The sequence below is a fragment of the Anaeromyxobacter soli genome (assembly GCF_022808855.1).
Lineage (GTDB): Bacteria > Myxococcota > Myxococcia > Myxococcales > Anaeromyxobacteraceae > Anaeromyxobacter > Anaeromyxobacter soli.
Genome location: NZ_JAKZLF010000012.1, coordinates 83,047 through 109,288, shown reverse-complemented (window position 1 = coordinate 109,288; position 26,242 = coordinate 83,047). Strand labels below are relative to the sequence as shown.

Below are 26,242 nucleotides of genomic sequence, written 5' to 3'. Positions count from 1 at the left end.
CGACCGGCAGACCGTGGAGTACGCCGTCTCAGTCCTCGAGGAACGGCTCCGAGCGGTGGAGTCTTATGGTGCTGGCGGCTGCCCCACCTGCCATGACGCCGAGATGCGCGCGGCCATAGCCAAGCTGCGCGAGTTGGCCCGGCAGGTCCAGTCGGCGAAGTAGGCGGCTCGTCGCGAGGGGGTTCGTTCGTGCACGAGATCCACGCGATCTCGGTGCTCTCCCGCGACGGGGCCCCCAGCGGTGTCGCCACGTAGCATCCTCTTGACATCTAGATGGCGAACATGGCGAACTCACCCTGAGACGGAGGGGTCGCGTGTTCCTGTTCCAGAGCATGTTTGGCGTGGTCGGGGTGCTGCTCCGTCTTCCGCGCCGTCTGCTGCTCGGGCTCCTCTTGTTCATTCTCGGCCTCCTGCTCCTCGAGCTGGTGCACCCAACGCCGAGGAACGTGCCCCAACGCGGGGCCGCCACCGGGGTGGGGGCGACGCCTCCGCCTATCGCCAGCCGTGCGGTGCGATGAAGGACGGTCGCGGATCGGACACGCGAGTACCGCTCGCTGTTGCGGCAATCGGATGAACTGGAGGGCGCCGCATGGTGAACAAGGTCATCCTCGTCGGAAACCTCGGCCGAGATCCCGAGATGCGACAGGCCGGCGGCCAGACCGTCGCGATCCTTCGTCTTGCAACCTCCCGCAGCTGGATCGACAAGCGAACCGGCCACCGCACGGAGGAACGCGAGTGGCACGACATCGAGGTGTGGGGGCGGCACGGCGAACTCTGCCGGCAGTACCTCGCAAAGGGGCGCCAGGTCTACGTGGCCGGTCGGCTCAAGACGGACCGCTGGAAGGACAAGCAGAGCGGACAGGACCGGCAGCGTGTGAAGGTCGTCGCCGAGCTCGTCCAGTTCCTCGGTGGCGGCGAGCATCACGGCCCCCACCATGCGCCGTCATCGCTGGCGCGCCCCGAACTCGCGGCATCCTCCGAGGCGATCGCCGCCGCTGCCGACGAACCGCTGCTAGCGGCCGACGACGTACCTCCGCCGACGCCGCCACCCGATCTCGATGAACTCGAGCGGATCCCGTAGCAGGGCTCGCGAGGCATCTCGGAGATGCTCGAGTTCGAAGTACTTACGCTCGCGCTGGTCGTCGCAAGCTCAGCGCCGCCGGACACGCGGTACGACCGCGAGATCGCCGCAGCGATCGAGGACGTGCACGACGTGCATTATGTCCCCGCCGCGCTGGTGAAGGCGGTCATCATGCGGGAGAGCTCATGGAACCCGCGCGCCGTCTCCCGAGCGGGAGCACTCGGCCTCATGCAACTCCTCCCCGCGACGGCGGCGAAGGTCGGTGTATCTCGCGAGGAGCTGTTCGACCCGGCGAAGAACATCCTCGGCGGCGTACGGCTGCTCGCGGTCCTGCTCCGGCACTACCGGGGCGACGTGATCAGCGCCCTCACGGCATACAACGCTCGCCCGCGAGAGCTGTTCGCCCCCATCCCACAGAACGGAGAGACGCCAGGGTACGTGAGGGCGGTGCTGGAGTCGTACGCACGGTACGCTGGCGGGAAGCTGCACGTCGTGCCCGAGGATGCACGAGGTGCCCGGTGAGCGACTCGCAGGGGCGAGTTCGGCTGAATGCTGTGCGCTGTCATGACGGCTCCGACTTCTTCGTGAACCCGATCGGCCGAGAGGCCTGGACCGGCGGCTCCATGAGCTCCCGAATGGCGTCGAACACGACTTTGAACTGCGCGTCGTACTTCTTCTCCAGCGCCGCGAGCTTCCGGGCGAGGTCCGCGTTCTCCTGGAGCATCCGCCGGAGGCGCACGAAGGCCCTCATGATCTCGATGTTCACCTGCACCGCGCGAGGGCTGCGGAGGACGCTGGACAGCATGGCGACGCCCTGCTCGGTGAAGGCGTAGGGCCGGTACTTCCGATGGGCGCCGCGGCCGTGGCCAGCGTCTAAGGTCACATTTTGTGACCTTAGAAGGGCGGTCTCCTCCGCGGTGAGCTGGAACATGAAGTCCTCGGGGAAGCGCTCCCGGTTGCGCTTCACCGCCTGGTTCAGGACCTTCACCTCGACCCCGTACAAGGGCGCGAGCTGCTCGTCGAGGATGACCCGGTGGCGCCGGAGGACGAGGATCTTGCGCTCGATGATCCCGGGAGCGAGAAGCGGGCGGTGGGCAGTGGTCACATCGTCTCCTTCGAGCGCATCCTGCGCGCGCTACGGTTCCTGCGCGGCGACCCGGCCGCAGCGAGGGGGATGCCCTTCACCTCGCGAGCCGCTGCACCTCCGCCCGAAGCGCGCCGACGTCCAGCGCCAGGCGCTGCGCGATCCGACGCTCGAACGCCGAGCGCGCGAGCCCTTCGGGCAGCGCGAAGGCATGCGGCGTCAGTATCCGGACTATGGCGATCTTCTGCTCGACCGACGCGTGGGTGGCCGCCGCGCTGCCTGTATGCCGCTGGATGGCCTGGTCGATGAGGTACTCGGTGAGCGCCGGCGCCGCGGCGATGAGCGCCTCGAATCCGGCGCGTCCGTGGGCGCGCACGTACTCGTCGGGATCACCAGAAAGTCGTGCCACGCGCGCCGAGAGCCCAGCCTGGAAGATCGCGGCCGCGACCTGGGGTGGCGCTCTGCTGCCCGCTGCGTCGCCGTCGAAGAGGATGACGAGCTCGCGGCAGTCGCACCGCTTCAGCAGCTCGAGTTGCTCCGGCGTGAGCGCGGTCCCGCATACGCCCACGACGTTCCGGATGCCGGCCTGGTGCGGCAGCAGCACGTCAAAGTACCCCTCGACGAGGATCGCCACGCCTGCCTTGCGGATCGCGTCCTTCGCCTGAGAGATGCCGTACAGGACGCGGCACTTCTTGTAGAGGAGGGTCTCGGGCGAGTTGATGTACTTCGGCCCGGGCTCATGCCCGAGCGCTCGGCCACCGAACCCGATCACGCGGCCCTCGAGATCTGTCACAGGGAAGATGAGCCGGTCGCGGAATCGGTCGTAAACGCCCTTCCCCTTGTCGAGCACGAGGCCTGCCCGGTCGAGGTCCGCGTTCGATAGCCCGTTCTTGCCGGCGACGGCGCGATGCAGGTCGTGCCACTCCTTCACGGCCGCACCGAGTCTGAACTCGCGCGCGGTAGCCTCGTTCACGCCGCGAGCATTCAGGTGACGGCGGGCGTCGTCGCCTGCGGCAGCCCACAGGTGCGCGATCCAGTGCGTCGCCGAGGCCTCGCATGCGGCGAGCGCGCCCGCCTTCTCTTGACGAAGAGACTCGAGGTGCGCGGGCGCCTTCCTCTCGGGCACCGCGATGCCCACCTCGACGGCGAGCTCCCGAACGACGACCGGGAACTCCTTCCCGTGCAGCTTCTGGAGGAACTCGAAGACGTCGCCGTGTGCCCCGCACCCGTAGCAGCGGAAACGCTTCTTCTCCGCATACACGCGGAAGCTCGGGTTCTTCTCAGCGTGGAACGGGCATGCTCCAACGAAGCTCGAGCCGCTCTTGCGCAGCTTGGTGTGGCGACCGATCACGGCCACCGCGTCCAGCCGTGCCCGGATATCGTCGATGACCGACTCGGCGATCATGTCGCCCTCCCGTTCACAGCCAGCGTGCCGACGCCCGAGGGGGCAGATTCATCCTCGAGACGGACCTCCGCGGACCCGAGCACGAACCTCTCGTACAGCTTGAGACCACGCGCGCCCGACTGATCCTTGCGCGCGAGCGAGTAGGTGGCGCGGAAGTTCTCCGGGAGCATCCCGTAACAGACTGGCCGAAGCCCCTCGTCGGTGAAGACGTACCCCTGGCCTGCGCGGGCGAGATTCTTGATGGCGTTCGGGTGGAGCTTGTACGACTCCACGAGGCGCGTGGACGCTTCTCGCGTCGCGAGCGCGGTCAGAAGTGGGCCCTTCTCCGTTCGCACCGTCTTCTGCACCTCCTGCACGGTCCCGATCGACTTGCTCACGAGCTCGCAGAGGGCGGGGTTGTCCTGCTTGAGGATGTCCTTGCAGCGCGTGTTGTCCCAAACGGCCGTGGCGAACTCGCGGCTCACGATCTCGAGATCCGCGACGCTCTGGTGCGCGAGCGTGAACTGAACGTGCGCGTCGCGGAGCTGGTTGAGGCTGTCGACCACGGACTTGTCAGCGAAGCGAGCGAACTCGTCGACGACCACGCTGAACGCCCGCTGGTTGCGGGTCGTGCGGTGCACCTGGCGCAGCGAGCCCTGCTGCTGAACGTCGATGAGGAACACCTTGCCGAGCGCGGGCGCCTGCAGCTTGAAGAGGTTAGAGGGGAGCTGGATGTAGACGATCTGGTCCTTCTCGAGGACATCCCGCATTACGATGTCGGGGTCGTACGCGTTCACCTGCGACGCCTGGAACTTGTCTACGACACCCACCAGCCCCGAGAGCGCCTTGTGGATGTCGCGCCCGAGCCGAACGATGTGCGACTTGATCTCCTTCGCAGCGCTGCGCTCCTTCGAGGTTTCGAGGCACCACGAGAGCGCCCGGTTCCAGCAGCCGTCGTCGCCCACGCCCTTGAGGCAGACGCCGATGTCGCGGATCGTGAAGGGAAGGCCGCGCCCTTCGCGATCGACCATGCCGTGCAGCAGCGTGCACAGGTTCGTGAAGAAGATCTGCGCCTGGGTGTTGTAGTAGGCGTTGTCGCCCAGCGGCAGGACGGAGAAGACGCGCTCGGCGGTGACCACCGGGTCGCCTCCGGGGTCGTCGGGTGTCCGGGGCTCGACGTGCACCATGTTGTACGAATGCGTGAACAGGTGCGGCTGGTTCCAGGCCGGGAGCGCGAACACGCGTAGGTCCTGCTCCCGCCCCGCCGCGCTCGCGATCGCCTTGATGATCGCGATCTCCTCGTCGCTGCCCTTCCCGGACATCACGACGCAGCCCTTACCTGCGAGAACGTCCTGCAGCACCTGCGGCCAGATGACGCCGTGGCTCTTGCCGCTTCCCGTCTTTCCGATGACGTGCCGGTGCGAATCGCGTTGCTGCTCTGTCAGGTAGACGGGCGTCCAACGCCAGCGTCCCCAGTGCCGTCGAGGTGACTTGCCGACGAAGGTCGTTCCCGGTGGGCGCGCGCGCAACTCGTTCACGAGGTCGAATTCGGCGGACGGGAGCTCGAGGCTTGTGGGCTCGAAGTGCGTTCCTGCGATGCGCGCGACCACCTCGTTTCGCCAGAACAGCAGCAGTTGACGTGCAAGGAGAGTCAGAACCGTGGCGGTTGCGATCGCCGTGAAAACGGCGAGCCTCGGGTGCGCGACGATCCACGCGCGGATCGGCTCGTACCGCCGGATTACGGGGGCGGCGGCGAATGCGATCACACGTCCGCCAGGACCGGCCCCGACGAACCCATCTCCCTGCAACCGGTAGAGCGCCTCCGCGAGCGCTACGCAGGCAAGGACGGCTACGCCCAGCCGGAGGACGAGAGGGAACGGTGCTGTAGGTCTGTCCGGCGGCATGCGCCCTGCGCTGGGGAGCGCGGGACGCAACCATACCCAGCCGCCACACGGATGACAACTAGATGCTAAGATGCGTCAGACCCGCGCGCGAGGGAGCGATGGACGAGGGAGACCGGAAGCAGCTCGTGCTAGTGAAGGATGAAACGGCGGCAGCCGCGTCCTCCAACCGAACGCGCCTCACGCGGCTCTCGCTCATTGGTGAGAAGGCTCGGCCTGCGGGCGCTTGCATCGTGCTCATCCACTCCCACGATCGGAGCCACCTTGGCCGGAAGTGGGCGTTGGGCTGGGAAGAGGCCGTGACTATCGGGCGTGGTACAGGCGCGACCATCGTCGTCGACGAGACGAGCGTGTCGCGGTTGCACGTCCGAATCGAGCCGCGGGGGCGCGACCACGCGCTCGTGGACCTGCGTTCGACCAACGGGACGTTCCTGAACGATCGACTCGTCTCCGAGCAGACGCTCCGCGGTGGGGACCGCTTCAAGGTGGGTCCCGCCATCTTCAAGTACTTCGCGGGCGGCGACGTCGAGGCGCAGTACCACGAGGAGATCTACACCCTCATGGTGACCGACGCCCTGACACAGGCGTCCACGAAGCGCTTCCTCCTGGAGACGCTCGAGCGCGAGATCGTCCGCGCGCACCGCCATGGCCGTCCGCTGTCGCTCGTGATGTTCGACATCGACCACTTCAAGAAGATCAATGACACACACAGTCACCTTGCCGGCGACGAGGTCCTCCGGGAACTCGGCGCGATGATCCGTGCCCAGGTTCGCGCCGAGGAGTGCTTCGCCCGGTACGGAGGCGAAGAGTTCGCCCTCGTCCTGCCGGAGGCAACACGCGAGGGCGCCGCCACGGTTGCCGAGAAGTTTCGCACGGCGGTCGAGCGGCACCGATTCAGCTTCGACGGTGCGGTGATTCCGGTGACGATCTCGCTCGGCGTCGCCGAGCTCGGTCCGGAGATGAAGACCCCACAACAGCTCATGAAGGCTGCCGACGAGAAGCTGTACGAATCGAAGCGGTCGGGCCGGAATCGGGTCTCGTCATAAGTACCTCATGCCACCTCGCGGCCTTTCCACCGGAGCGTGATGTACCTGCCCGCGTCCGCGTCGACACCCGGTAATCGTGCGAGGATGGCGCAGACTGCGCTCGAACGGTGGACGCGAAAGTCCTTCAGCAGCGTGCGGTTCGTGAGGATCCCATGCGTTCTCAGCTGGTCCCACGCGAGATTGAACATCCACGCGGGGATCTCGGCTGCGCCGCCACGCTCGCTCCGCGACCGCGCCGTCTCGACGTAGACGACGCTCGGCGTGACGTCCGTCACGAGGTTTCGTCTGCGATGCGGCCCGAGTGTGTGGAACAGGGGGTTCCGTAGCCACTCGGCGCGGATGGCGGCGTACAGCTCGGGGTCGAGCTCCTCGCCGGCGGGCTCGGCGACGCCGTTGCCGGGGTACCAGGCGTGAACCCGCGTGTCGGTCCAGAGCGATTCAACCCACTCCCACGCCCGCGAGAGTGGCTCGTCCTTACGCTCGCCATCAAGCGCCACCGCCGCCTCCAGGTTCGTCGCGAGGCCGCCGGTCAGGTTAGCGGAGCCGATGACGGCGCGTGCGCGGGCGCCGTTCCGGCCGAGGTATAGCTTGGGGTGAAACGTCGAGCCGGAGCCAGGGTTCAGGACGCGTACCTCGAGGCCGAGTCGTGCCGCCATCCCGAGCGCCGGCGCCGAGGTCGTCTGGAACGTGGTCGTCACGAGAAGTCTGGCGCGGCCCCGTCGCTTGCGAAGCGCTTCGAGCTCCTTTTCGACGAGGTGAACGCCCTTCTCCTGGACGAACGCGACGCACAGAAACGCATCCTCGGCGGTCGCAAGCGTGCCGCGCACTGCCCCGAGGAGCGACCGATCAGACGTAGTGACCGTCGCGACCTGCATCGTCAGGCGGCGATCCCGCGCTCGTAGACGTTCTCGTTGTGCCAGCGGAGCTGCCGAGGATCGGGACGATCTGTGTCGCGGCCGGGGATGTGGATGCGACTCCCGTGCAGCGCGTAGTACGCCTTGCCGTTGTCGTACTCCGCCTTGAGCCGGTCGCTCACCTCGAAGCGCAGCTCCGGCGTGACCGTCACGTATCCACGGTCGAAGAGCCGGTGGATGTCGGTCCGGAGAAGCAACCCGTTCCTCACCTCGTGCGAACCGCCCTTCGAGAACGGCTGGACATGCGCTGCCTCGAGCACCGGGAGCGAGTGCTCCCCCGTCACGGCGCACGCGCCGTACGCCTGCGTCACCGCGACGCGGAAAGTGGCCTGCCCAAGCCGCGGCAGTACGATCTGCGGTGCACCGAAACGTTCCCCGCCCGCCACGACGACAGGTTCGGCTGCGAGCGGCGACGTCCCCGAGCGGAGGCGGGCGAGGCAGTCCTCCCAGACGCGCCGCCCTTCGTCCTCGGCGAGATCGTACCCTTTTCCGCGGACGGTATTCCGTGGCCACTCCGCCGGTTCCCGGACCCAGTCACCGTCTGCAAAGAAGACGGGCTGCGAGAGCATGATGCAGCCGATCCGGTATTGGCGATGCGGATCGGCCGGCTGCCCGTGCCGGTACCGCTCGATGCGATGGCACATCGTGTCGTAGTCCGGCGCGCCGTTCCGGACGTCGAAGGACTCCCACGCCAGCCACGCCGGGACGATCTCGTGTCGAGCGAAGAGGCCGAAGCCGGCTATCGCGTTGTGAGGGCTCTTCAGGCGGAAAAGGAGCGGCTCGCCCGGGTGGAGCGCGCGGAAGGCATCGTGGCCAGATGGTTGCCAGAAGTTCACCTCTTCGAGCGGCTGACGCTCGCGAAGAAAGGTGAACCACTCCAGATCCGTGTTGGCTACGAAGCCTCGCACGTCCGCATTCTACGCGCGGTCGGGGCGAAACTTCAGGGTGAAGCTGCTAACTCCGCGAGGTCGCGAGCCGTCCCGGCCTCGATCACCTTGACTGCGTTCCGCACGTCCTCGTCCTCGACGATGTTGTAGCGGTCGAACACGTTCCGGGTCCGGTGACCCGACATCCGCATGACGACCGACTCCGCCACACCGCGGCGCCGTGCGTTGGTGACAAAGCTGCGCCGGAGGTCGTGGAACCAGACATGCGCCAGGTTTGCGTTGCGGCGAGCCCGAACGAACAACTTCCTCGCATCCTCCCAGCGCGTGCACGTTTCCGGGTTCACGAAGACGTGATCGGTGCCGATGTGTCTCGGCTGCTTCTTTAGTTCGTCTATCACGCGGTTCGTCAGGTAGACGGTTCGCGCGAAGTTTGTCTTCGTATCCTCAGCCGCCAGCCTGATCGCACCGATGCGGAGATCGATCTGCGACCAGCGGAGGTTGAGGATCTCGCCCTTCCTCATGCCGGTGTCGTACGCCACGATGAGGATGGGCCTGAGCTCCGGATCGGCGGCGGCAACGAGGGTCGCGAACTCCGCCTCGTCAATGATCGTGCGCCGCACGTTCGGCTTGTTGAGTAGCTTCACGCGCGCGACCGGGTTCGTCTGCAGGAGCCCGCACTCAACCCCGTAGCTGCACATGCGCTTGAGCTGCGCGATCTCTCGATCGAGAGATGCGGGGGATGGCGGGCTCTTTCTGCGAGTGTGGTACGTGAGACGCCGGTTGCGGTATTCGTCGATGTCACGTTGCGTTAGGCCGCTCGCGACTCGGTCACCAAGGACGTCGCACAGGTATCGCGCCCTGGCTACGTCACTCTGCCACGAGTCCTTGTCGCGTCGGCTGATCGGCTGCCACTCCTTCCAGAGCTGAACCACAGTCACCTTCGGTACATGGAGCCGATCGAAGAAGCGGCCTTCGAACGCCTCAGCCCGGACCTTCGCTTCGAGCGCGAGCGCCTGCTCTCGGGTCGGGATCTTCCGCTTCAGGACGCGCTTTGCGCGCCCGTCCGGGAGAGTCACCGAGACATCGATCTTCCAGAACGAACCACGCGTATTCGCGTATTTCTTCACGCCCACGACGTTCCTCCTTCCCTGGAGGGACGTCGTAGAGAATCTCACTGTGGCGAGCGCCGGAGGCGTACCCCTCAGGGCTCCTCTAAATTCCCCGAGGAGGAAAGGAGCGTTGCGGGCGAGCAGGGGATCGGAACATGGCCCACAGCGGAGTACGAACGCCACAGCGGACGTCGAGAAGCACTACAGCATGTACCAGCTGTACGCGACCGTGAGCGGCACCGTCATCGCCATCAGGCCGCCGCCAAACGGGAACTCGACGCGCGGCGTGATCGCTAGCGAGACGTGGTCAGAGATGGCCCATTCGACTCCGGCGAGCCCGACCACGACGAGGTGATCCGTCGTCCGGGAGCCGAGACCCAGGCCGAAGCTGCGCGGAACGGCCCCGGTCACGTCGACGAGATCGAGCCGCTCGGACGTCGTTCGCGTCCAGCCGATCTCGGCTCCGGCCCTGATTCTCCACGTGAGGCCGCGAACGTATTGGGCGCCGATCTTCGCCGAGTACCGGCTGACGCGGCTCTGCATCTGCCCCCGGAACGTCCCGTTCTCGGTCACGATCGTCGTGTCGTCGTTGTAGAACGGCGCCGCGGCGAACCAGTCGGCCGTTCCCGTCAACTCGAGGCGATTGGTGAGGGCGTACCTCGTTCCGAGGGTCACCCCCGCGACGGTACCGGCCACCGCGTCACCGGAACCGATGGCGGGGTCGGCGCGGACACCGGCGACGATGCCGCCGGCGTCGAGCGAGAACGCACCGCGATCGGCGAAAGCGCCGAGTGGCATGGCTATCGCCAGCAACGTGGCCAGGACGCGTCCATGCATGGAGCCGCTCTCCCCTGGCGCTACTGTGGTGTGACGCAGCAGATCTCGGTGGTGCCACCGAAAGAGAAGCCGACGCCAGTGGGCTCCGTTCCTGGTTGCCAGTCCCAGGTGCAGGTCCAGCCTGCGGCCTGGGCCGTGTTCGACCAGTCGACGGACCGGCTCGAGGCAACAAATCCGCCCGCCGGGAGATCCGCGGCGTAGCAACTGCCAGCGACCGGAATGTCGGCGACCTGCGCGCACCGAATCGTGACGGTCCAGCCCGACGCCGCGGTGACGCCGGTGCCTTGGAGGCAGTAGCTGGCGGCGCGGTCGTAGGGGTTACTCGTGCCGGGCTCGCCCGGCAGCCCTTCGGGTCCCTCAGGCCCCTGCGGGCCGGTCGGCCCTTCGCACGCGGCCAGGACGAGGGCGAAGAGGAGAACGGTCGGCTTGCTCAGCATCGTTCGCATGTTGGTCCCTCCACGTGGACGGGCGATCCTAGGGTGCTAGAGCACCGGGCCCCCGCTCAGGGTTCAGTGGCTGGTGAGACTGCGGTCAATGGTCGCGGAGTACGCGGCGACGGTCTCGCCGACGAGCGCCGAGCCGTGCACGCCCTGGGTAGTAAACGCGACCGTGGCGTTCACCGACTCGGAAGCGCCGGTGACATAGCCGATCTCCTGGTGCGCGGCTGCCTCGCTAACCCATCCGTTGGTACCGGAGCCGTTGTACCACCACACGTAGCTCGAGGTGACGGTGTAGCTGTCGGGAATGAAGACGTAGCCCTTGTTCGCCTCGTAGCGATTGCCGGCGGTGAACTGGTTCCAGACGCCTAGCGGCACGGTCCGTGCGGCGGTCAAGGGCCGCATGAGGTAGACCGCGATCCCGCCGGGCGTGGAGCCCGTCGCTGCAGGGACGAGTGCGAAGTCGCCGATGGCAGGGGCGGGGGTCACCTCTCCGGCGGCGGGAGCGGGCCCGACGAACCCTTGGGCCGCGACAGTCGAATTTGCGACGACTTGTGCACCCGCGTACCAGCGCTTCGGCTTGCAGGCCGTGTGGACCGCGGTGTCACCGGCGACATGCGTGAACCAGCCGGTGACGTTCTCGGGGGTGGGTGGCGTTCCCTGCGACTCCGGTTTCGGCGCGCACGTGTTGCCAACGTTCTGGTAGCAATCCGAGAAGGTGAAGCCGTCCATGGTGAGGACGAGCGGGGTGAAGCTGCAGGACCAAAAACAGACGCAATTGTTGATGGTCACGGGGTTCCGTGGCGTGAGCCGCGTCCGCGTCCCGTCCCAGGTCTCGGTCGCGGTCCAGGAGCCAACGGACGCGGACCGAAGGCCGACGGGGACGGAGTTCGGGTTGCGGACGATGAACCGCACGAGGCGCACCTGCCCACCGTAGAAGCTGCCGCCGCTAGCGTCGAAGAGCTGGGCGTACGTGTTGTTCGCGAGCTTGTACGGATACGTGCTCTTCGCGTCGGCGTACGACGGGAACGACGTGTCCTCCTCGATTACGAGCGGCGGAGCGATGACGGTGAAAGGGACGGAAATCGGACCGACCGTGCCGCTGTTCCCGGCGGCGTCCACGAAGGTGGTCGCGATCTCGAGGATCACGGGTCCGGGGGTGGTCCCGAGCACCGGCGCGAGGTTCCCGGCGAGGGGAAGATCGTAGTAGGCGGTCGTCGTGGTGCTGGCGGGACTCAGCCAAGGGGCGAGATCTCCTGCGTACACGTTCCCGCCGACAGAGATGGAATACATCGCGGCGGCGATGGGCGCCTGGGTCGTGCCGATCGGAACCGCGAGCTGAACGAAGGGCGTGTTGTCCGGGTTCGTGGTCTCGAGCACGGACGCCGTGGGCGCAGTCGCCCAAGAGAGCCGAGCGGTGCTCTTGTAGACGGCGCCCTGGGGGATGGGAGCCACCTTGGCGGCGGCCGGCGGGAACTGGTACTTCGCAGGGACGGTCGCGTCCGCGAGCGTCATCGCACGCTCGTCGTAGTACGCGGCCGTAGACGTCTGGACGTAGGGCGTAGGCGCCACCGTGTCGCACGTGATGGTCACGGTCGCGGCGTTCGCGATGGTACCGCCACCGGCGCCATCGACGCCCCACACCGAGATGAGATTCGGACCTTCGACGAGTGGAATCCCGGCGATCGTCCACACGCCATCGGTCAAGGTGGCGGCGATGGGTCCGCTGCCGGCCGCGGTCTGTGCGTACACCGCGGAGACGCCCGCGACAGGCTGGTTCGCGGTGACTCTCAGGTCGATCGTGTTGGAGCCGACGAACGACGGCGGATCGACGAAGGCGATCACGGGCGGCGTGAGCTCGAGCGGTCCCCCGGCGCAGCTCGCGGAAGCAATCTGGTTGGGACAGAAGAGGTACGGGTCGCTGTTGGCTGCGATCGCGCTCGCGAGCGCCAGAGCGTCGGCACCGGTGAGCTGTGTCTTGTTGCGGGACGACTGGACGAACTGGAGGATGGCCTGCCCGAGGGTTCGCCGGAACGTCTGACCGGTTAGACCGACCGACCCCTGGACGAGCGCCCCTCCCGGCCCTACGCCGTCGAACGTGCCGTCCCGACCATCGTCTCCGGCGGCGCCGCCGAGGGTGGCGCCTGTCACCGAGGTGCCGGGGCTGAGGCCGCTCGCCTCGGCCAGCACTCTCGCCGCCTGGGACATTCCAGCGAGGACGAGGCCGGCCTTGGTGGCGTCGGACATGGTCACGGTCACGGGCTCGTTCGGTGTGAGGTCGGTGGGCGTAACGATGCGCCAGTCGAGACCGCCGAAGTGGTTGTTGACGTGCGTCCAGGCGTTGTTCACCGCATCGGTGATGGACGAGCCCCGGGTGGCCTCGCCGTGCGCGAAGCTGTTCGCGATCGTGGAGATGGGGCTGAGCGTCACGGTCGCGGATCCGCCCGACTGGAAGGCGGGAAGCACGGCGGAGAGCTCGCGCGTCACCTGGACGGTCACGCCGACGGCCTCCTCCAGGTAAGTCCCGCCGCTCGCGACCACCTCGATGGGCCCGTTGTACGGAGGGATGCGGAGCGTGAAGGTGCCGTTCTGCGCGGAAGGCCCGAAGGCGAGCGCCGCCCCCCGCGTCATCGTCGAGTCGAGGCGGTACGCGGTGACGGTGGCGTTCTCTACCCGACCCTTCACGACGAGGCCCGTGATGGTCCCATCGCTTCCCCCACCTCCTGGCGTCGCGCCCTGTCCCCCGCCGCATGCCGAGGCGAGCCCGGTGCCGCCGAGAAGGAGGGCGAGCTGCAACGGGGCGAATGGGAGCACTGGGGCGCCGCCGAGCCGCGCCCGGAGAATACCGAGGATGCGCTGCATGACCCCTCCCGAGCAAGATGCTGTCACAAGGGCGTTTGTTAGCATCTAACAGGAAGCCAAATGCTTGCCCCATTGGAGTTGCATGTCAAGGACGGCGGGCGGGGTACTAGAAGGCGCGCTCGACCCACACGTCGAAGAGGACCCCGGGATCGAGGAGCTGCATGTCGCCGGCCCCACCCGCTGCGACGACGTCCTGGTGGTTGAGCGCGGTCTGGCCAGCCCGTCGCGCCACGTCCTGCGCGACACCTCCGGTGACCGTGCTGAGGAGGACGCCCGCCGTGTTCTTGGCGACAGTCGTTCCGAGCCCCTCGCCCCGTACCGGGGCGGCGGCGACGCGCCGGCTCGCCGCGAGACCTGGCCTTCCATCGTCCCGGTCCATCGCGAGCCCCGCGAAGTCGACCTCTCGGTCGTCGGGGAGGCGCAGCTTCGAGAACCGGATCGTGAAGCGCCCATCCATGGCCGACGCCTGCCCGTACATGAGCGTCCCCGCGGGAAGCACGAGTTCCCCCTGGACGACGAAGGGGCGCGGCAGCTTCACCTCGACGGGCCCGCTGCCGACAGTGCGGCTGTCGAGCGTCGTGAGGAGCCGCACCGGAATGTGGGCGCCAGTCGGGATCCCCAGAGGCGCGTTCGTGGCCGCGACGCGCACGGGCGCGTGGAGAGGCTGAGACCGGCGCATCCACTCCGGCGTTGCGCCACTCTCCGCGTTCCCCTGGGCAGCAGTCCCGCTCGCGATGCCGGGTATCGTGGGACGGCCGCCATACCGCTCGACGAGCGCACGATCGATGCTGCGTGCGTCCGCAGCGCTCGGGGCGCTCGTCGGCGCCGTCGCGGTCACGGACGCGCGCCGTGACTCTGGAGCAGGAGGCGGCGGCGGCAGGGGAATGCTCGGGACGACCGGGGCAGGCGTAGGGGCGGCGGCACTCGCGGCGTCTCCGGCGTCCGCCCCGTTCCGGACCTTCTCGAAGAGGCTGCTCGGCTTCGGCTCGGCGCGGCTCGAGCTTCCGACGATGGCGAGGAACCCGAGAAGCACCGCGACCGCGCCGAGCCCCACCATGACGCCGACCGGCGGCAGCTTCCGCGTTCCTCGATCCGCCCGCTCGATTTGCTCCTTCACGCGGCGTATCGCCGAGGGAACCTCGGGGGGGCCGTTCGAGCGCTGCGACGCAGGCGCCGCGGGGGCGTCGGCAGGTGCCACGAAGACCGGCCTCACGCCCGACGGCGCAGCGAACGGAACCTCGTCGACGACGGGGCCGGCCGGCACGCCCGGCCTGGCACCCTTCTCGAGGGCCTGCATGAGCGGCGTCGTCGAAAGGAAATCGTCGACGCCAGAAGTCGCCCGCCTCGGTCCAGCCATCGATAGGATCGGCTCGATGTCGCCTTCGTCTGCGACACGCCCCAGTACTGGCCGCGGCCTCGCGGCGGTCGTCACGACGGTCCCGAGCGCCTCGGGAGCCACGTCGAACGGGCCGGTCCAGGCGGAGTCCCCGAGCTTGTCGTCGCGGATGCGCTGGATCGCATCCGCGAGCTCGGTGCCGCTCTGGTACCGATCACGCGGGTCCTTCTCGAGGAGCTTCAGGACGACGTTGTCCAGCGCTCCTGGCGCGCTCGGATTCACCAACGACGGCGCCGGCGGCACGACCGTCTGGATCGCCCGCCAGATCTCGGGCTCGCTGTCGCCGCTGAACGGCGCTCGGCCGGCGAGGATCTCGTACAGCATGTAGCCAACGGCGTGCAGGTCGGTGGCGGCGGTCCACTCGAAGTCCACACCCCGCTCGAATGCCTCCGAGTAGACGTGATTCAGGTACTCCGGCGCGTAGTGCGTGGACGTGCCGACCACGTCGAGCTGACGCGTCACTCTGTATGACGCGCGTGCTCTCGCGATCCCGAAGTCGATGAGGACGGGCTCGCCGTCCGCTCGGACGAGCACGTTCTCGCTCTTCAGGTCCCGGTGGAAGAGCTGCCGCTCATGCATGTGGTGAACGGCCCGGCCGATCTTCTCGAACACCTCGCAGATTCGCAGGAGCGATGGCGATCCCGTCCTGCACCACGCATCCAGCCGTTGCCCCTCGACGAACTCCATCACGAGGAACGGGTAGCCCGTCTCGAGCTCCGGCCACCGGTCGACGGCGTAGATCGACACGATGTTCGGGTGGCGGAGCGACTTGAGCGCCGCGACCTCGCGATCCGTTCGGTCCTCGAAGCGCTTCCGCTTCTCCGGAGTGAGCGACCCGAGCCGCTCGCGCGAGAGCTTGAGCGCGTAGTGCTTCCCGTCGCGTTCCACTTGGTAGAGCGTCCCGAACCCGCCGGCGCCGACGCGCCGCACGACGGTGTAGACCCCCACGGACGTGCCGGCCTGGAGGTTGTCGGGATCGACGTGCGCGGGCATGGACACCCTCCTAGAGCTCGAGCCCCTCGAGCACGACGTGCCGCGAGCCGTCTCTCTCAAACAACGAGAGGCTCACCTTCTGTCGAGCGGTCTGCGGCGGGGTCGCGAACGCGACTACCAACTTCTCGGCGACGTCCGGCGGCAGCGCCGCGAGCTCCGCCTGGATCGAGAGCACCTTCACGTCGACGCTGCTGCTGCCGCGCAGCTTCACCTCGGCCCGGTCGAGCACCCAGGACTTGGAGGGATCCCGGTTCTCGACCGTGAGCACGAGGTAGGTCATCCCGAGGAGGCGGTACGCCCACCGCGCCTCGACGAGAAGACGGCTCTGCTTGTCGCCCCCGCGAACGGCGTGGCGCTCGAAGGCGTGCGGCGCGTCCAGGTTCTGCTGGATGAAGAGCGAGGCGATCTTCGCCACACCCGCCGTTGCGGAACCGGCCTGGCACTCGTCGAGCTGCGCTCGAACGGAGATGAGGCTCGCCTTGAGGGCTGCCGCCGAGTCGGGCGCGGCGTGCTTCTGCAGGTCGAGGACGACGTCCACCTGGGCATCCGCGTCGGTAGCGACGGTGAGAAGCTTGAAGGTGAGGACCGTGCCATCGGCGAGCGAGACGTTCAGGGGCAGGGGAGCGCGGAGGTCCTTCTTCGGCACGAGCACCACGAATCGCTCGCTCTGGCTGAGCGGATTCATGAGGCCGTTCACGTCCGCTATGAACGCTCCGCCGTCCCTGAGCGGCACCTGGAAGCTGAGGATCGTCGCGATCCCTCCCGCGACGTGGATCTCCGGAAGCGATGAGACGTTGCGGTCGTTGATGCTGAGGGAGCGGCGGCGCAGCTCACGCTTCATTGAAGCGCCGTCCGCGCGCGCAGGCTTCGCGTTTCCGGCGGCAAGCGCGGCGGCGGGCGCGACGGTCACCAGGACCGCGAGCGCGAGGCTACGGAGCATTGCCGGCCTCCGTCTTCGCCATCGCGGGGGGGGTTGCGGGCAGCTCCTGGATCTGCCACTCCGCGATAGCGAGGCCGTCGGGATGCTCGGGAGACACGGGCACGACCGCCTCGACCAGGTCGACCGCGAGCCGATCGACCGTGAAGGGACCGCCCCCGAGGAGCGGTCCCTTCCGGCGGCTCAAGGTGGTCTTCACGTGCAGGAGCGTGGGGGTCTGCTCGATGAGGATGATGTCCTCGATGGAGAGATCGCTCCGTACCTGTGCGGCGCGATACGTATCGAGGAGCTTCGCGGACTCGGTCTGCTTGTTCACCCGCTCTCGCATCGGCTCCGTCATCATCAACAGCGCCTGAGGCCAGTTGGCGTCGATGGTGGACGAGTTGATCCCGAACGCGAGCTGGACGAAATCGCGCGTGAAGCGGACGACTGCGATCTCCGGCGGCTTCGTCTTGTCCGCAAGAAACTTGAGGAGCGCGTCCGTCGCCACGCCCCGCTGCACGAGAGTCGATTTCCCGCCGGGGTTCTCGACCACGACGAACTCCGGGGGACGCGCCGCGAGACGGACGTTCGCGAGGATCGAGAGCAGGAGGAGGCCGAATAGGAGGATGAGCGCCCAGTTCTTCCAAGCAGCCTGGCGCGCGAACGCGTCCCAGACCGCGCCCGGCGCGCCGGGCGGCCGGGGATCCGCGGATTCGGTTCGGACTGTGGGCAGTGAGGTAGCCATCTTGGTGCTCCTTTCCCCCGTGGAGGGACGAGTGGGTCCGGATCAGCTGCCGCGTCCGCCGCCGGGGGCGTTCCGCGACTGCGTCGCGCCGGAGGAGCCGCCACCCGGAGGATTTGACGCGACGGTTCCGGTGGCCCGCATCGCGCCGGCAAGGGTCTCGGGATCGAGTCCCTGGGGCATTCCGAACGTCGCCGTCGCGTTTGCTGCTTTCGCTGCCGCTCCCGCCGCACTGCCGGCGACGCCCGCCGCCACTCCTGCTGCACCGACGGTGTGCGCCACCACGGACCCGGTGTGCTTCGCACCGCCCACCGCGTCCTTGTGAACATCCTTCACGGACCGCAAGCCGCTAGACATGAGGTTCTCGAGCGTGCCGCCCACAACTTGAGCGGCGAGCCTCGGGGTCGAGAGAGCGATCGCGCCCATGAGCAGCGACGCGATGACCGCCGCGATGTAGCCGGCGGTTTCGGCGCCCTCGCTCCCCATCGCGACCATGATGCTGAGGAGCAGGCCCGTGAAGATCGGCCACGACAGCACGGTGACGAAGTGGCCGAACCACTTCGTCCCGGTCGACGAAGGACGCGGGATCGCGGCGACGAGAGCGAGCGGCCCGATGCAGAAGAGGAGGGCGGCCAGGACCTTCCCCAGCTTCACCATGACGATGACGAGCCCTTCGGCGACGAGGAGGAGGAAAGCGACGAGGCTGTCGTAGAAGAAGCCGCCGACCTTGGAGGTGAGGCCGCTCACGACGCCTCCGCCGCTCGCGCCCGGCGGCTGGGGGAGTGTGGTACTCGGGTCCGTGCTCGTCGGCATGCCCTGAGCGGCCTTGGCGGCGCGGTCGAGGAACTCGCCCATGCCGCTCACGGGCGTGACCTTGTCCGCGAGCGGGTCGAACACGTTGACGATGAGGCCGTTGAAGATCGGGACGTAGAAGACGAGCAGGAACATCACCAACACGGCGCGCCAGATCACGACGGAGAGGTCGCGTCCCTGCCCCGGTGCTCGCCCGAACGCCTCGATGAGCAGGCCGAGGATGAGGGCGAGCGGGAAGAACTCCCACGCGATGCGCCGAACCTTCGCGATGAGGTCACGCATCGCCGCCTGCTTCGGGTCGGTTGATTCGAAGTTCCAGTGGAAGCCACCGAGGAGACCCTCGCGGCTCGCCTGCGAATCCCACCCCTGATTGGCCCACGGCGTAGCCGGCGGGTTCTTCTGGGCCGCGGCTGCGCCCGGCGCCGCGGCGAGCAGCGCGAGAAGCACGGTCGAGACGAAAAGCTGCGTCGCCCGCGGCGTCATCGTGGGCTCCCCCCCGGCACTGGCGCTGGCGACGGCGACGCGGCAGGTGGCTGCGCGTTGCCGCTTGTCTGCCGCGCCTCGCCCTTCCAGCCGAACGCGCGCAGCCCGTCGACGAGCGACGCGCGCCGCGCGCTCTCCTCGTCCTCGAAGCGCTTCGCTTCCGCGATTTTCAGCTCGTTCGCGATGGTCTGCTGGTGGATGAGCTCCTCGAGTTTTCGATTCGTCTCCGCTTGCTGTTCGAACGCCTGGATCTGCGCCTGCGCCGCGAGCGTCTGGCACACGACGGGGTCGCGCGCGGTCAGGCACTTCTGGAGCATCCCGTTCTCGGGGTCGTACACCTGCGTCTCGACCGCCGCCTTCTTGACCATCTCGGCCTGGTACCGCTGCTCCCGCGCGATGTCCTCTGCGCGCACCAGGTCGAGGTCTGGGCGCCCCTGTGGCAGATCCCCGAACGTGCGCCGAAGATCCTGATCTAGCTTCTGCGCCGTGACCGTCCGCCGCCATTGGTCGCACGAGGCGCTCGTGCCGCCCGCGCCTCGCACGGCATCCCTGGTGATGTCCTGGAGGCACCGCTGCAGCTCGGGCGAGAACCCGCCGTAGCCCTGTCCCCAACTCCGGTAGCCGTACTGGGCTTCACCCTGGAAGAAGGAGATCTCCGGGTACGCGCGATGGAGAGCGTTCAGCCCGCTGTTCGCAAGGCGTTCGCCGCTGAAGGCCCGGATCTCCTCGTACGCTTCCCGCGCGTCGGCTGCGTAGCTGGCGAGGCGCTTCGTCTCCTGGTACGCCTTGCCGAGCGTCTCGAACGTTTTGGTGGCGGTGTCGAGCTGCTGGAGCGAGGTTGTGAGGATATTCGTCAGGATCGGGACGTCAGCACCGAACAGGTCCGCGTAGGCCGCCTGGATCCCGACCCCGAGCGAGAGCGCGACGCACAGGATGGCGACGAGAACGACGCGCGGCAGTCTGCGCAACATGGAGCCCTCCTTCTCCAACACTCATGCAGCTGAACGGGACCGCACTCCCTGTCCGACGACGCCGTGCGGGTAGATCGCGGCGAGCTCCTCGAGCAGCCGCAACCGGTCGAGCATCGGGTTTTTCTTCTGGGCCCGCGCGAGCAGCTCCTTGTCTTGCGGGTCCGTCGTGAGGATCCAGTACGCGAGCGGGTGGGGCGCGAGCCGAACGGTCGTGACCTCCTTTCCGTACATGAGCAGGAAGTCCGAGTAGTGGCCCGGCTTGCGCTCGAGGCGCCGGAACGCCTCCAGCGCGCCCGGCGAGAGGCCGAAGTAGCTCGCGACCTCCTCGTGGCCGCGGTTGTGCCAGAGGAAGATCTTGAGGGCGCTGTTCGCGATGATCGCGGGGCCGGCCTTCGCATTCACGAAGTCCCGGAGCGCCTGGCTGATCATCCACATCGAGACGTCGTACTTGCGCATTTTGCGGTAACAGCCCGCGAGGAAGCGCTCGCCGACGTCGTCCTGCCCCAGATGCTCGTGCCCTTCGTCCACCGCGACGATCGTGTGCGCACGGCGGCTGGACGCGCGATTCGTCACCGCCTGGATGATGCAGGCCATCGCGAGCTGCTTCAGGACTGGGTCCTGCGAGACGCGCTGGAGGTCGAACGTGAGGAGCTTCGCGTCGAACCGCAGGCTCGACGGGCGGTTCACGAAGTCCGCATACATGCCGTCCGCGAATGGGCCGAGCTTCCGGTGGACGCGCTCGGCGATTGCGCGATCGTCGGCATTCTCCCAGGGGTAGTGCCTCAGCGCGTCGCGAAAGTGGCCGAGGAGCGGTCGTTCAGCTGGGCGATCCCGGAAGTGCGTCTCGTACGACCAGCGCACCGCGCGCGCGACGGCATCGAACGTCACCTTGTCGAAGCCGGGTTGGCCGGGTTCGGTCGCGCACACCTGCAGGAACGTGACGACGTCCTGGAGCTCCTCGTTCGAGAACTCGCCGGTCTCGCGGTCGAGCATCGCCGCGTACTCGACGAACGGGCTCACGGACGTCTTGATGTCGACGGGGATGTGGATCCCGCCGAGGAGCGCCGTGAGGGGCTCCCAGGAGTTGCCGTTGTCGATGAGGATCGCCTCGTCTCCCGCCGCGAGCGCGTCGAGGACGAGGTTCCCGAACGCGAACGACTTGCCGCTGCCCGTGTCCGCCACGACGAGGCCGTGGTGCGCGGTCGAGAGCCGCTTGTCCGCGAGGTGCAGGCGGAAGAAATCCCCTCCCGGCGTAAGCAGGACGGACGCCGCCTTCGCGGTGCCGTTCCAGGCGGCGAACACTGGAAGGAAGTCCGCCGCATTCCGGCTCGTGCAGCCCTTCTTGCGGAGCTGGTAGGGACCCGCTCCGGGCAGCATCGAGAGGAAGGCCGGGATCTGGGTGACTTCCTCGACCAGCATCTCGGAGTTGCCGCACTGCGAGAACGCTACGCGGGCGGCCTCCGCCTGCGCGTCCACCTCCTCGAGCGACTTGCCTTCGAGGAGAAGGCTCACGGAGAGCGCCACGATCTTGGAGCTGAGGTTGTTCAGCTCCTCGAAGAGCCCTCGGATGCTCTCGCGCTTCGCGCGCTCCGCCTCGTCCTGATCGACGCTCTCGTTCTGCAGGAAGGGGAGCGCGTTCTTGATGTGCTTCACGAGGCTGTGCGATCGGTCGAGCGCGAACCGCGTCTTCCCCTGGTGCTTCACGTGGACCGTGACCGCGAGCGTGTACGGGAACGGCGCCCGCTCGGTCCCCGAGTCGCGGGTCGCGAGTCGCAGGAGCGGATCCGCGGAGCAGTAGTTCGTGCCCGCCTCGGGGAGCACCTTGAGCGTGCACACGCGCCGGACGACCGAGCCGTGCCGGAACGCTCCGCGCCCGTCCTCGACGTCCTCGAAACAGAGCTGCTCCGCTTCCGTCAGCTCGAGGAGGTGGTTTCCATGACGCCGGACCGACTCGGGGCTCCACGTCTGCTCGCGGAGTGTGACGTTCGGCGGAGCGGCGCCAACCCGGGCTCGGCCAGGGTTGAGGAGCTCGAAATGGACGCGCCGCACGTCGGCGAGGTCGAGCTCGCGGCTGGAGATGCCGAGCTGCCCGAGGCGTCCGGTGAGACGGTCACGAAGCTGGCCGAGCCTCTTCACGCGCGCCCTGTGCTGAGGCTCCGAGAGCTTCGCGGGCGACCGGGTGTAGAGGAGCTGCAACCCGAGCTGACCGCGCGCGAGTCCGCCACCGGCCGGCGAGGCCTCCGAGAAGAATAGGTACACGCGCGTGTGCCGTACCCGCTGCGCGCGCAGCCACCGCGCGCGGCCAGCGACGTACGCGCGGAGCGCCGGCTCCTCCGCTCGGCAAGTCGCTTCGTACTCGCGAATGACGTGCTCGATGTTCGTGTCGACCTGGTAGACGAAGTGCAGGGTCGTCTCGTCTTCGAGCGAACCGATGAGGCTCCGCAGGCCCTCGCCGATGTTGGAGGCCTGCTCGCTGGCGCTGAACCGCACGTCGAGCGTGCCAAGCTCCAGGGCACCGACGTAGTCGAGCGCGGGAGTGACGAGCGCCGTCACCCCCTCTTCCCGCAGGGTCCTCCACAGCGGAATGAGATCGGCAAGCGGCGTCTCCCGGATCACGTCCTACCTCCGGTGCGCGAGCGCACGATGTCGAACAGACGCTCGGCGAGGTCCTGGCCCTCGTAGGCGTATTCGCCGTGTGGAAACGCCGCCGCCCGGCCGGCGCCGACGCGCGCCGCCGCGCTGAGGCGGCCGCGGCTCACGACTCGGCGCACCTTGAACTGGAGGAAGTGCTGCACGAACCCCTCCGCCCGTCCATAGTTGGCGACCCGGATGAGCACGTATGCGGCGACGGCGATGCCGCTGCCGATGAAGGCGCCGGCGGAGATCATCCCGGCCCACCACGCGGAGAGCACGACCGTGAACTCCGTGGGGAACGCGAGGCCAAGAACGGTGTTCTTCGCCTCGAGGCTCCTGTACACCGGCGCGCGCACGAGCCGCCGCGGGCTAGCTGTTCTGGAGCGCGCTCATGATCGCGGGCGCGCCACTGATGATCGCGAACAGAAAGGCGCAGATGACCGCAGTCCAGATCGCGCCCTTCACCAGATCGGGCTTGAACATCGCCCCGCCGACACCGACCACGATGGCGAAGAGGCCGAGGGGCGCGATGATGAAGTTCCGGCCGTACTCGAGCAGCGTCTGACCGGGGTACGCGAGCGCGACCGCGGGCGCGACGAGGGCGAACACGGCGGCGGCGGCTAGCGGGCCGACGGCGGCACGCGCGACCGAAAGCTGGAGACGAGCAGAGAGACGGACGTTCTTCCGCATGGGACCTACCTCCTCGTGTTGTCGGCGGCCCCGAGGCCGTCGAGTCGCTCTGGTGCGGGACCCGGCTGTTCGGGACCTGCCGCGTCAGGCTGGCTGTCGTTCCCGTCGCGGAGCGCAGCCGCGACGGCGCGCTCGAAGTCGTCCTGAACCGTGCGGAAACGATCGCGCAGCTGGGCGAGGTACGATCGCGCCGAGGGGCTGCGTGGCGGCTCGAAGACGAGCAGCGCAGCGATCACGACCACGGCCGCGCCGGCCCAGACGAGCGAAAAGTGACGGGAGGACCACGCCAGCGCGCCGCCCGACTGGGCGCCGTGAAGCGCCGAGTAGAGGGCCGCGAATCCGGGATACGCGACAGCGACGAGGAGAACTACGAGGAAGACGCGCACGGAGAGAGGCAGGAGGCGGAGCCGCTCTCGAACCGTGAGCTCAGGCCATGTGCGCCGCTGCTTCCTCAGGTTGCCCCCTCCGAGCCCCTAGGTTCGACCGCCGCCCGACTTCGGGGCGGGCGCGCCGCTCTTGTCGAACCCCGGCCCGTTCCTCATGACCGCTTCGCTGCGCATGTAGACGATGTGCTGCAGGTAATCGAGGCGACCCAGCTTCAGCGCCTTGCGGTCGGCCTCGAGCCGCTCCACGAGGATCGCCGGCAGGCTGAAGTAGGTGCGGAACGCGTCGAGGATGGTGTTCACCATCCGCGTCAGGTTGAGCGCCCTCTCTCCGGGCTCCGGCAGGTCCTTCTCGGACACACCGGCGGCCAGCGCGCGCGCGCGTGCCTCCTCCTGGATGAAGTTCGCGAGCTCCATCGGCATCCGAACGCTCAGCACGGCCTTCTCTCCCGTGCGCGGCGTGGTCTCCCCTGTGTGGCGCCCCTCTGCGCTCTTGTTCTTAGCAGGCATTTAGCATCCTTCTGACGGTTAATCTAGAGACAGTTAAGATCCACCCTGCGCATCGATGCGCCGGAATGCACTCTGGTGCCATCCAGACGTGCGGCAAGGTGAGTCGAAGCCGCGGTTCGCACGAAACGCAGTCGTGGTTCCATAGCGATCCGGTGAATGTCACGTAAGTGGCTAAAAACTCTAGCACGGGGCGCCGATAACCGTCGGCTTGACGTCTACGACGGCGGGGCCTCCACGGCGCGCGTCGAGCGGGTCCGTCGCTGTGCCAGATCGGAACACCGGTCTTTTGCTGCGTCGCTCCGGGGCACCTCGGATGGAGCTCGAAGCTCGCTGGTGCGCGAGCGTCGCCAGTCACCACTCGAGCGGCGCTCGAGCTGGTCGCAGCGCGAACGTCTTAGGCGGGAGTTGGCTTGGCCGCGAGCGCGGCAAGAGAGCCGGCCTCGTCGCACGCGTGGCGCGCTTGGTTGATCGCGCCGCTCGTCACCGGCCCGGATGCCGTAACGATAGCGTCGAGCCGCGAGCGCATGGCTGCGGCCTAGACGCGGGCAGCGACCCGGCGGTCCGGCCTCACAACTCGGCGAGTGACTCGGCGCTCCGGAGTGACGTCCGCGTCCAGGGGAGGCAGCGTGACGACGAACCGCCGGACGCCGACGCCACCCGTGGCGAACCACAGCCCAACCGCCCGAAGCACATCGATGATCGCCCGCATCTTGCGCCCCTCCTGCGTGACGGCACCGTCGCCTCACCACGCGATGCGCGGAGCCTAGCATCGATGCATCGCACCTTGCAATACACTTCCCTACATGCCCAAACGAGGTCTCTCGAGGGCCCCGGTGCCTCGGAGATCTCAAGGGTTCGTCGCCTCGCATGGGCCCGGGCGCCGCGAGCCGCAGCCGCCGCGGCACACAAGTGCGGCGCAGCTCGCCCGGAGCTGACGTGCGGACCGCCGCTACCGCGCCTGGCGCACAGAACGCTTCCGCGGGCGCCCCGGCTTAGCCGGTGAGAGCCGCGCCTTCCTGAGCAGGGCTCCGGGCGCGACGCCAAGCGCATTCGCGAGGCGGCGCAGCGTATCCACAGTGATGTTCACCCGGCCGCCCTCGATCTTCCGGATGTACTGGACGTCCAGTCCCGTCGCGGCTTCGAGCTGCTGCTGAGTGAACCTCCGCGTACGCAGCCGGCGAACGTTCGCGGCGACGTAAGCGAGGACCTCCGACCGCGAGAGCTCCGGCATCCGAGCCGGGTACTCTTCGTCCGCTGAGCGAAACAGCGGAGTCCATTACTGGGTTTTCATCGACTCTGGAGAACGGCGGCCGGAGCAATACGAAGCCGTGGGGCAGGATCGCTAAGCCGCGCATTTCGAGGGGATCTGCCAAGGAGCCACCGCGGCGCGGCGCGAGCGCGCGCTTCGGCGTCGCAGGTCAACACGCACTCATTGTGCGTTATGCTCCCGCTGTTAACATAGCGCCCCGCGTTGGAGGGCGCGCGTGTCCAAATTTCGTTGCGAACCGCAGGTAAGAGGCAGTCTTGTTCTAAGCCGCCTTGAGTATCTCCGGAACCAGGGCGCCACGGTGCTGCTGGACCAAGTTCTCTCGCAGCTCGCGCCGGCCGATGCCGGCATGCTGCGGCGATCGGTTCGTCCTGCTTCCTGGTATCCGCTCAGCGTTCAGCTTCGCCTCGACGACGCGATTGCTTCCGTCTTGTCGTTCGGCGACCGGGCAGAGGCCTTCGTCGAGGTCGGCCGCGCATATGCCGACGCCATCCTCGCCCGCAGCCACCGACAGAAGGCGACCGGCGGGACCCCGAAGGTCTTCTTGGAAACGGTGCCGCGCCTGTACCACGCGTACTACACCGTGGGCCGCCGGGAATACGAGCCGCTCGGCGACAACGCTGCCGTGATCCGTACGTTCGACGCTGAGGGTCTCGTCATCGCCGACCACTGCTGGACCGTTGTGGGATGTCTTCAGCGCGGGCTCGAGTTGTCCGGCGCCGATACCGTGCTGGTGACGGAGACCGCCTGCCGATCGTCGGGGGCGTCATGCTGTCAGTACCTCTGTGAATGGGATTTCCACGCGGCGGCTCGGTAGCCCTACCGACTCGCGATTTCAACACACGCGTCGCACGTCTTGAGCCGTCGCCGCGAAACGGACTCACGTAGCCGACGTGGTC

General features: G+C 67.8%; 24 protein-coding genes. 4 read left to right on the top strand and 20 right to left on the bottom strand.

Annotated features, from left to right (window positions below; all coding sequences use genetic code 11):
* The first annotated feature begins 589 nt into the window (after window positions 1-589).
* Window positions 590-1,081 carry a single-stranded DNA-binding protein gene (gene ssb, locus MLV88_RS11125; protein ID WP_242343652.1) on the top strand — a complete coding sequence of 164 codons (492 nt, stop codon included), beginning with the start codon at window positions 590-592 and terminating at the stop codon, window positions 1,079-1,081.
* Window positions 1,082-1,105: 24 nt separating this feature from the next.
* Complete coding sequence (locus MLV88_RS11120; RefSeq protein ID WP_242343651.1) at window positions 1,106-1,603, top strand: lytic transglycosylase domain-containing protein; 498 nt, start codon at window positions 1,106-1,108, stop codon at window positions 1,601-1,603.
* A 40-nt stretch (window positions 1,604-1,643) separates the two neighbouring features.
* Here the strand turns inward: MLV88_RS11120 and MLV88_RS11115 are convergent, their stop codons facing one another.
* The 3 genes from MLV88_RS11115 to MLV88_RS11105 form a co-directional block, all read right to left on the bottom strand.
* Window positions 1,644-2,186, bottom strand: coding sequence for an ORF6N domain-containing protein (locus MLV88_RS11115; RefSeq protein ID WP_243337516.1), 543 nt, complete (start codon window positions 2,184-2,186; stop codon window positions 1,644-1,646).
* Between the two features lie 76 nt (window positions 2,187-2,262).
* Window positions 2,263-3,570, bottom strand: coding sequence for a DNA primase (gene dnaG, locus MLV88_RS11110; protein WP_242343649.1), 1,308 nt, complete (start codon window positions 3,568-3,570; stop codon window positions 2,263-2,265).
* The gene (locus MLV88_RS11105) at window positions 3,567-5,453 is read right to left on the bottom strand and encodes a type IV secretory system conjugative DNA transfer family protein (protein WP_243337514.1); all 1,887 of its coding nucleotides are present in this window, start codon (window positions 5,451-5,453) and stop codon (window positions 3,567-3,569) included. The genes dnaG and MLV88_RS11105 overlap by 4 nt, the downstream gene beginning before the upstream one ends.
* A gap of 98 nt (window positions 5,454-5,551) precedes the next feature.
* Between MLV88_RS11105 and MLV88_RS11100 the strand changes: the two genes are divergently transcribed.
* Window positions 5,552-6,496, top strand: a complete 945-nt coding sequence (locus MLV88_RS11100; protein ID WP_242343647.1) for a GGDEF domain-containing protein — start codon at window positions 5,552-5,554, stop codon at window positions 6,494-6,496.
* Window positions 6,497-6,501: 5 nt separating this feature from the next.
* Here MLV88_RS11100 and MLV88_RS11095 read toward each other — a convergent pair whose 3' ends face one another.
* The 17 genes from MLV88_RS11095 to MLV88_RS11015 all read right to left on the bottom strand — a co-directional run bounded on the left by MLV88_RS11095 (window position 6,502) and on the right by MLV88_RS11015 (window position 25,307).
* Window positions 6,502-7,371: a phospholipase D family protein gene (locus tag MLV88_RS11095; RefSeq protein WP_243337512.1), complete on the bottom strand. Its 870-nt coding sequence runs from the start codon at window positions 7,369-7,371 to the stop codon at window positions 6,502-6,504.
* Between the two features lie 2 nt (window positions 7,372-7,373).
* Window positions 7,374-8,318 carry an HNH endonuclease gene (locus tag MLV88_RS11090; protein ID WP_243337510.1) on the bottom strand — a complete coding sequence of 315 codons (945 nt, stop codon included), beginning with the start codon at window positions 8,316-8,318 and terminating at the stop codon, window positions 7,374-7,376.
* Between the two features lie 32 nt (window positions 8,319-8,350).
* Window positions 8,351-9,430 carry a tyrosine-type recombinase/integrase gene (locus MLV88_RS24590; protein ID WP_243337508.1) on the bottom strand — a complete coding sequence of 360 codons (1,080 nt, stop codon included), beginning with the start codon at window positions 9,428-9,430 and terminating at the stop codon, window positions 8,351-8,353.
* 177 nt (window positions 9,431-9,607) lie between these two features.
* The gene (locus tag MLV88_RS11080) at window positions 9,608-10,243 is read right to left on the bottom strand and encodes an outer membrane beta-barrel protein (protein WP_242343641.1); all 636 of its coding nucleotides are present in this window, start codon (window positions 10,241-10,243) and stop codon (window positions 9,608-9,610) included.
* Between the two features lie 20 nt (window positions 10,244-10,263).
* The gene (locus MLV88_RS11075) at window positions 10,264-10,689 is read right to left on the bottom strand and encodes a hypothetical protein (RefSeq protein WP_242343639.1); all 426 of its coding nucleotides are present in this window, start codon (window positions 10,687-10,689) and stop codon (window positions 10,264-10,266) included.
* A 63-nt stretch (window positions 10,690-10,752) separates the two neighbouring features.
* Complete coding sequence (locus tag MLV88_RS11070; RefSeq protein ID WP_243337507.1) at window positions 10,753-13,542, bottom strand: hypothetical protein; 2,790 nt, start codon at window positions 13,540-13,542, stop codon at window positions 10,753-10,755.
* A 106-nt stretch (window positions 13,543-13,648) separates the two neighbouring features.
* Window positions 13,649-15,931: a protein kinase domain-containing protein gene (locus MLV88_RS11065; RefSeq protein ID WP_243337504.1), complete on the bottom strand. Its 2,283-nt coding sequence runs from the start codon at window positions 15,929-15,931 to the stop codon at window positions 13,649-13,651.
* Between the two features lie 10 nt (window positions 15,932-15,941).
* Window positions 15,942-16,871 carry a DUF2381 family protein gene (locus MLV88_RS11060; RefSeq protein WP_242343635.1) on the bottom strand — a complete coding sequence of 310 codons (930 nt, stop codon included), beginning with the start codon at window positions 16,869-16,871 and terminating at the stop codon, window positions 15,942-15,944.
* Window positions 16,861-17,595, bottom strand: coding sequence for a hypothetical protein (locus MLV88_RS11055; protein WP_242343633.1), 735 nt, complete (start codon window positions 17,593-17,595; stop codon window positions 16,861-16,863). Before MLV88_RS11055 ends, MLV88_RS11060 begins: the two co-directional genes overlap by 11 nt.
* A 42-nt stretch (window positions 17,596-17,637) precedes the next feature.
* Complete coding sequence (locus MLV88_RS11050) at window positions 17,638-18,687, bottom strand: hypothetical protein (RefSeq protein ID WP_243337503.1); 1,050 nt, start codon at window positions 18,685-18,687, stop codon at window positions 17,638-17,640.
* 197 nt (window positions 18,688-18,884) lie between these two features.
* A complete protein-coding gene (locus MLV88_RS11045) occupies window positions 18,885-19,859 on the bottom strand; it encodes a hypothetical protein (protein ID WP_243337502.1) in 975 nt (324 codons plus the stop codon).
* 21 nt (window positions 19,860-19,880) lie between these two features.
* Window positions 19,881-22,412: a TraC family protein gene (locus MLV88_RS11040; protein WP_243337501.1), complete on the bottom strand. Its 2,532-nt coding sequence runs from the start codon at window positions 22,410-22,412 to the stop codon at window positions 19,881-19,883.
* Window positions 22,413-22,471: 59 nt separating this feature from the next.
* Window positions 22,472-22,849, bottom strand: a complete 378-nt coding sequence (locus MLV88_RS11035) for a hypothetical protein (RefSeq protein ID WP_242343627.1) — start codon at window positions 22,847-22,849, stop codon at window positions 22,472-22,474.
* 13 nt (window positions 22,850-22,862) lie between these two features.
* Window positions 22,863-23,183 carry a hypothetical protein gene (locus tag MLV88_RS11030; RefSeq protein WP_242343625.1) on the bottom strand — a complete coding sequence of 107 codons (321 nt, stop codon included), beginning with the start codon at window positions 23,181-23,183 and terminating at the stop codon, window positions 22,863-22,865.
* 5 nt (window positions 23,184-23,188) lie between these two features.
* On the bottom strand, window positions 23,189-23,569 hold the full coding sequence (locus MLV88_RS11025; protein WP_242343623.1) for a hypothetical protein: 381 nt from the start codon (window positions 23,567-23,569) through the stop codon (window positions 23,189-23,191).
* Window positions 23,570-23,656: 87 nt separating this feature from the next.
* Complete coding sequence (locus tag MLV88_RS11020; RefSeq protein WP_242343621.1) at window positions 23,657-24,076, bottom strand: hypothetical protein; 420 nt, start codon at window positions 24,074-24,076, stop codon at window positions 23,657-23,659.
* A 949-nt stretch (window positions 24,077-25,025) separates the two neighbouring features.
* A complete protein-coding gene (locus MLV88_RS11015) occupies window positions 25,026-25,307 on the bottom strand; it encodes a helix-turn-helix domain-containing protein (protein ID WP_242343619.1) in 282 nt (93 codons plus the stop codon).
* A gap of 337 nt (window positions 25,308-25,644) precedes the next feature.
* Between MLV88_RS11015 and MLV88_RS11010 the strand changes: the two genes are divergently transcribed.
* Window positions 25,645-26,160 carry a DUF2378 family protein gene (locus MLV88_RS11010; RefSeq protein ID WP_243337500.1) on the top strand — a complete coding sequence of 172 codons (516 nt, stop codon included), beginning with the start codon at window positions 25,645-25,647 and terminating at the stop codon, window positions 26,158-26,160.
* Window positions 26,161-26,242 lie beyond the last annotated feature (82 nt).

Coding starts and splice junctions, on each gene's coding strand:
- MLV88_RS11055 (WP_242343633.1), bottom strand. CDS start 17,595: ATGGCTACCTCACTGCCCACAGTCCGAACCGAATCCGCGGATCCCCGG.
- MLV88_RS11060 (WP_242343635.1), bottom strand. CDS start 16,871: ATGCTCCGTAGCCTCGCGCTCGCGGTCCTGGTGACCGTCGCGCCCGCC.
- MLV88_RS11105 (WP_243337514.1), bottom strand. CDS start 5,453: ATGCCGCCGGACAGACCTACAGCACCGTTCCCTCTCGTCCTCCGGCTG.
- MLV88_RS11070 (WP_243337507.1), bottom strand. CDS start 13,542: ATGCAGCGCATCCTCGGTATTCTCCGGGCGCGGCTCGGCGGCGCCCCA.
- MLV88_RS11065 (WP_243337504.1), bottom strand. CDS start 15,931: ATGCCCGCGCACGTCGATCCCGACAACCTCCAGGCCGGCACGTCCGTG.
- MLV88_RS11095 (WP_243337512.1), bottom strand. CDS start 7,371: ATGCAGGTCGCGACGGTCACTACGTCTGATCGGTCGCTCCTCGGGGCA.
- MLV88_RS11120 (WP_242343651.1), top strand. CDS start 1,106: ATGCTCGAGTTCGAAGTACTTACGCTCGCGCTGGTCGTCGCAAGCTCA.
- MLV88_RS11080 (WP_242343641.1), bottom strand. CDS start 10,243: ATGCATGGACGCGTCCTGGCCACGTTGCTGGCGATAGCCATGCCACTC.
- MLV88_RS11100 (WP_242343647.1), top strand. CDS start 5,552: ATGGACGAGGGAGACCGGAAGCAGCTCGTGCTAGTGAAGGATGAAACG.
- MLV88_RS11050 (WP_243337503.1), bottom strand. CDS start 18,687: ATGCGTGACCTCATCGCGAAGGTTCGGCGCATCGCGTGGGAGTTCTTC.
- dnaG (WP_242343649.1), bottom strand. CDS start 3,570: ATGATCGCCGAGTCGGTCATCGACGATATCCGGGCACGGCTGGACGCG.
- MLV88_RS11015 (WP_242343619.1), bottom strand. CDS start 25,307: ATGCCGGAGCTCTCGCGGTCGGAGGTCCTCGCTTACGTCGCCGCGAAC.
- MLV88_RS11020 (WP_242343621.1), bottom strand. CDS start 24,076: ATGCCTGCTAAGAACAAGAGCGCAGAGGGGCGCCACACAGGGGAGACC.
- MLV88_RS11030 (WP_242343625.1), bottom strand. CDS start 23,183: ATGCGGAAGAACGTCCGTCTCTCTGCTCGTCTCCAGCTTTCGGTCGCG.
- MLV88_RS11075 (WP_242343639.1), bottom strand. CDS start 10,689: ATGCGAACGATGCTGAGCAAGCCGACCGTTCTCCTCTTCGCCCTCGTC.
- ssb (WP_242343652.1), top strand. CDS start 590: ATGGTGAACAAGGTCATCCTCGTCGGAAACCTCGGCCGAGATCCCGAG.
- MLV88_RS11045 (WP_243337502.1), bottom strand. CDS start 19,859: ATGTTGCGCAGACTGCCGCGCGTCGTTCTCGTCGCCATCCTGTGCGTC.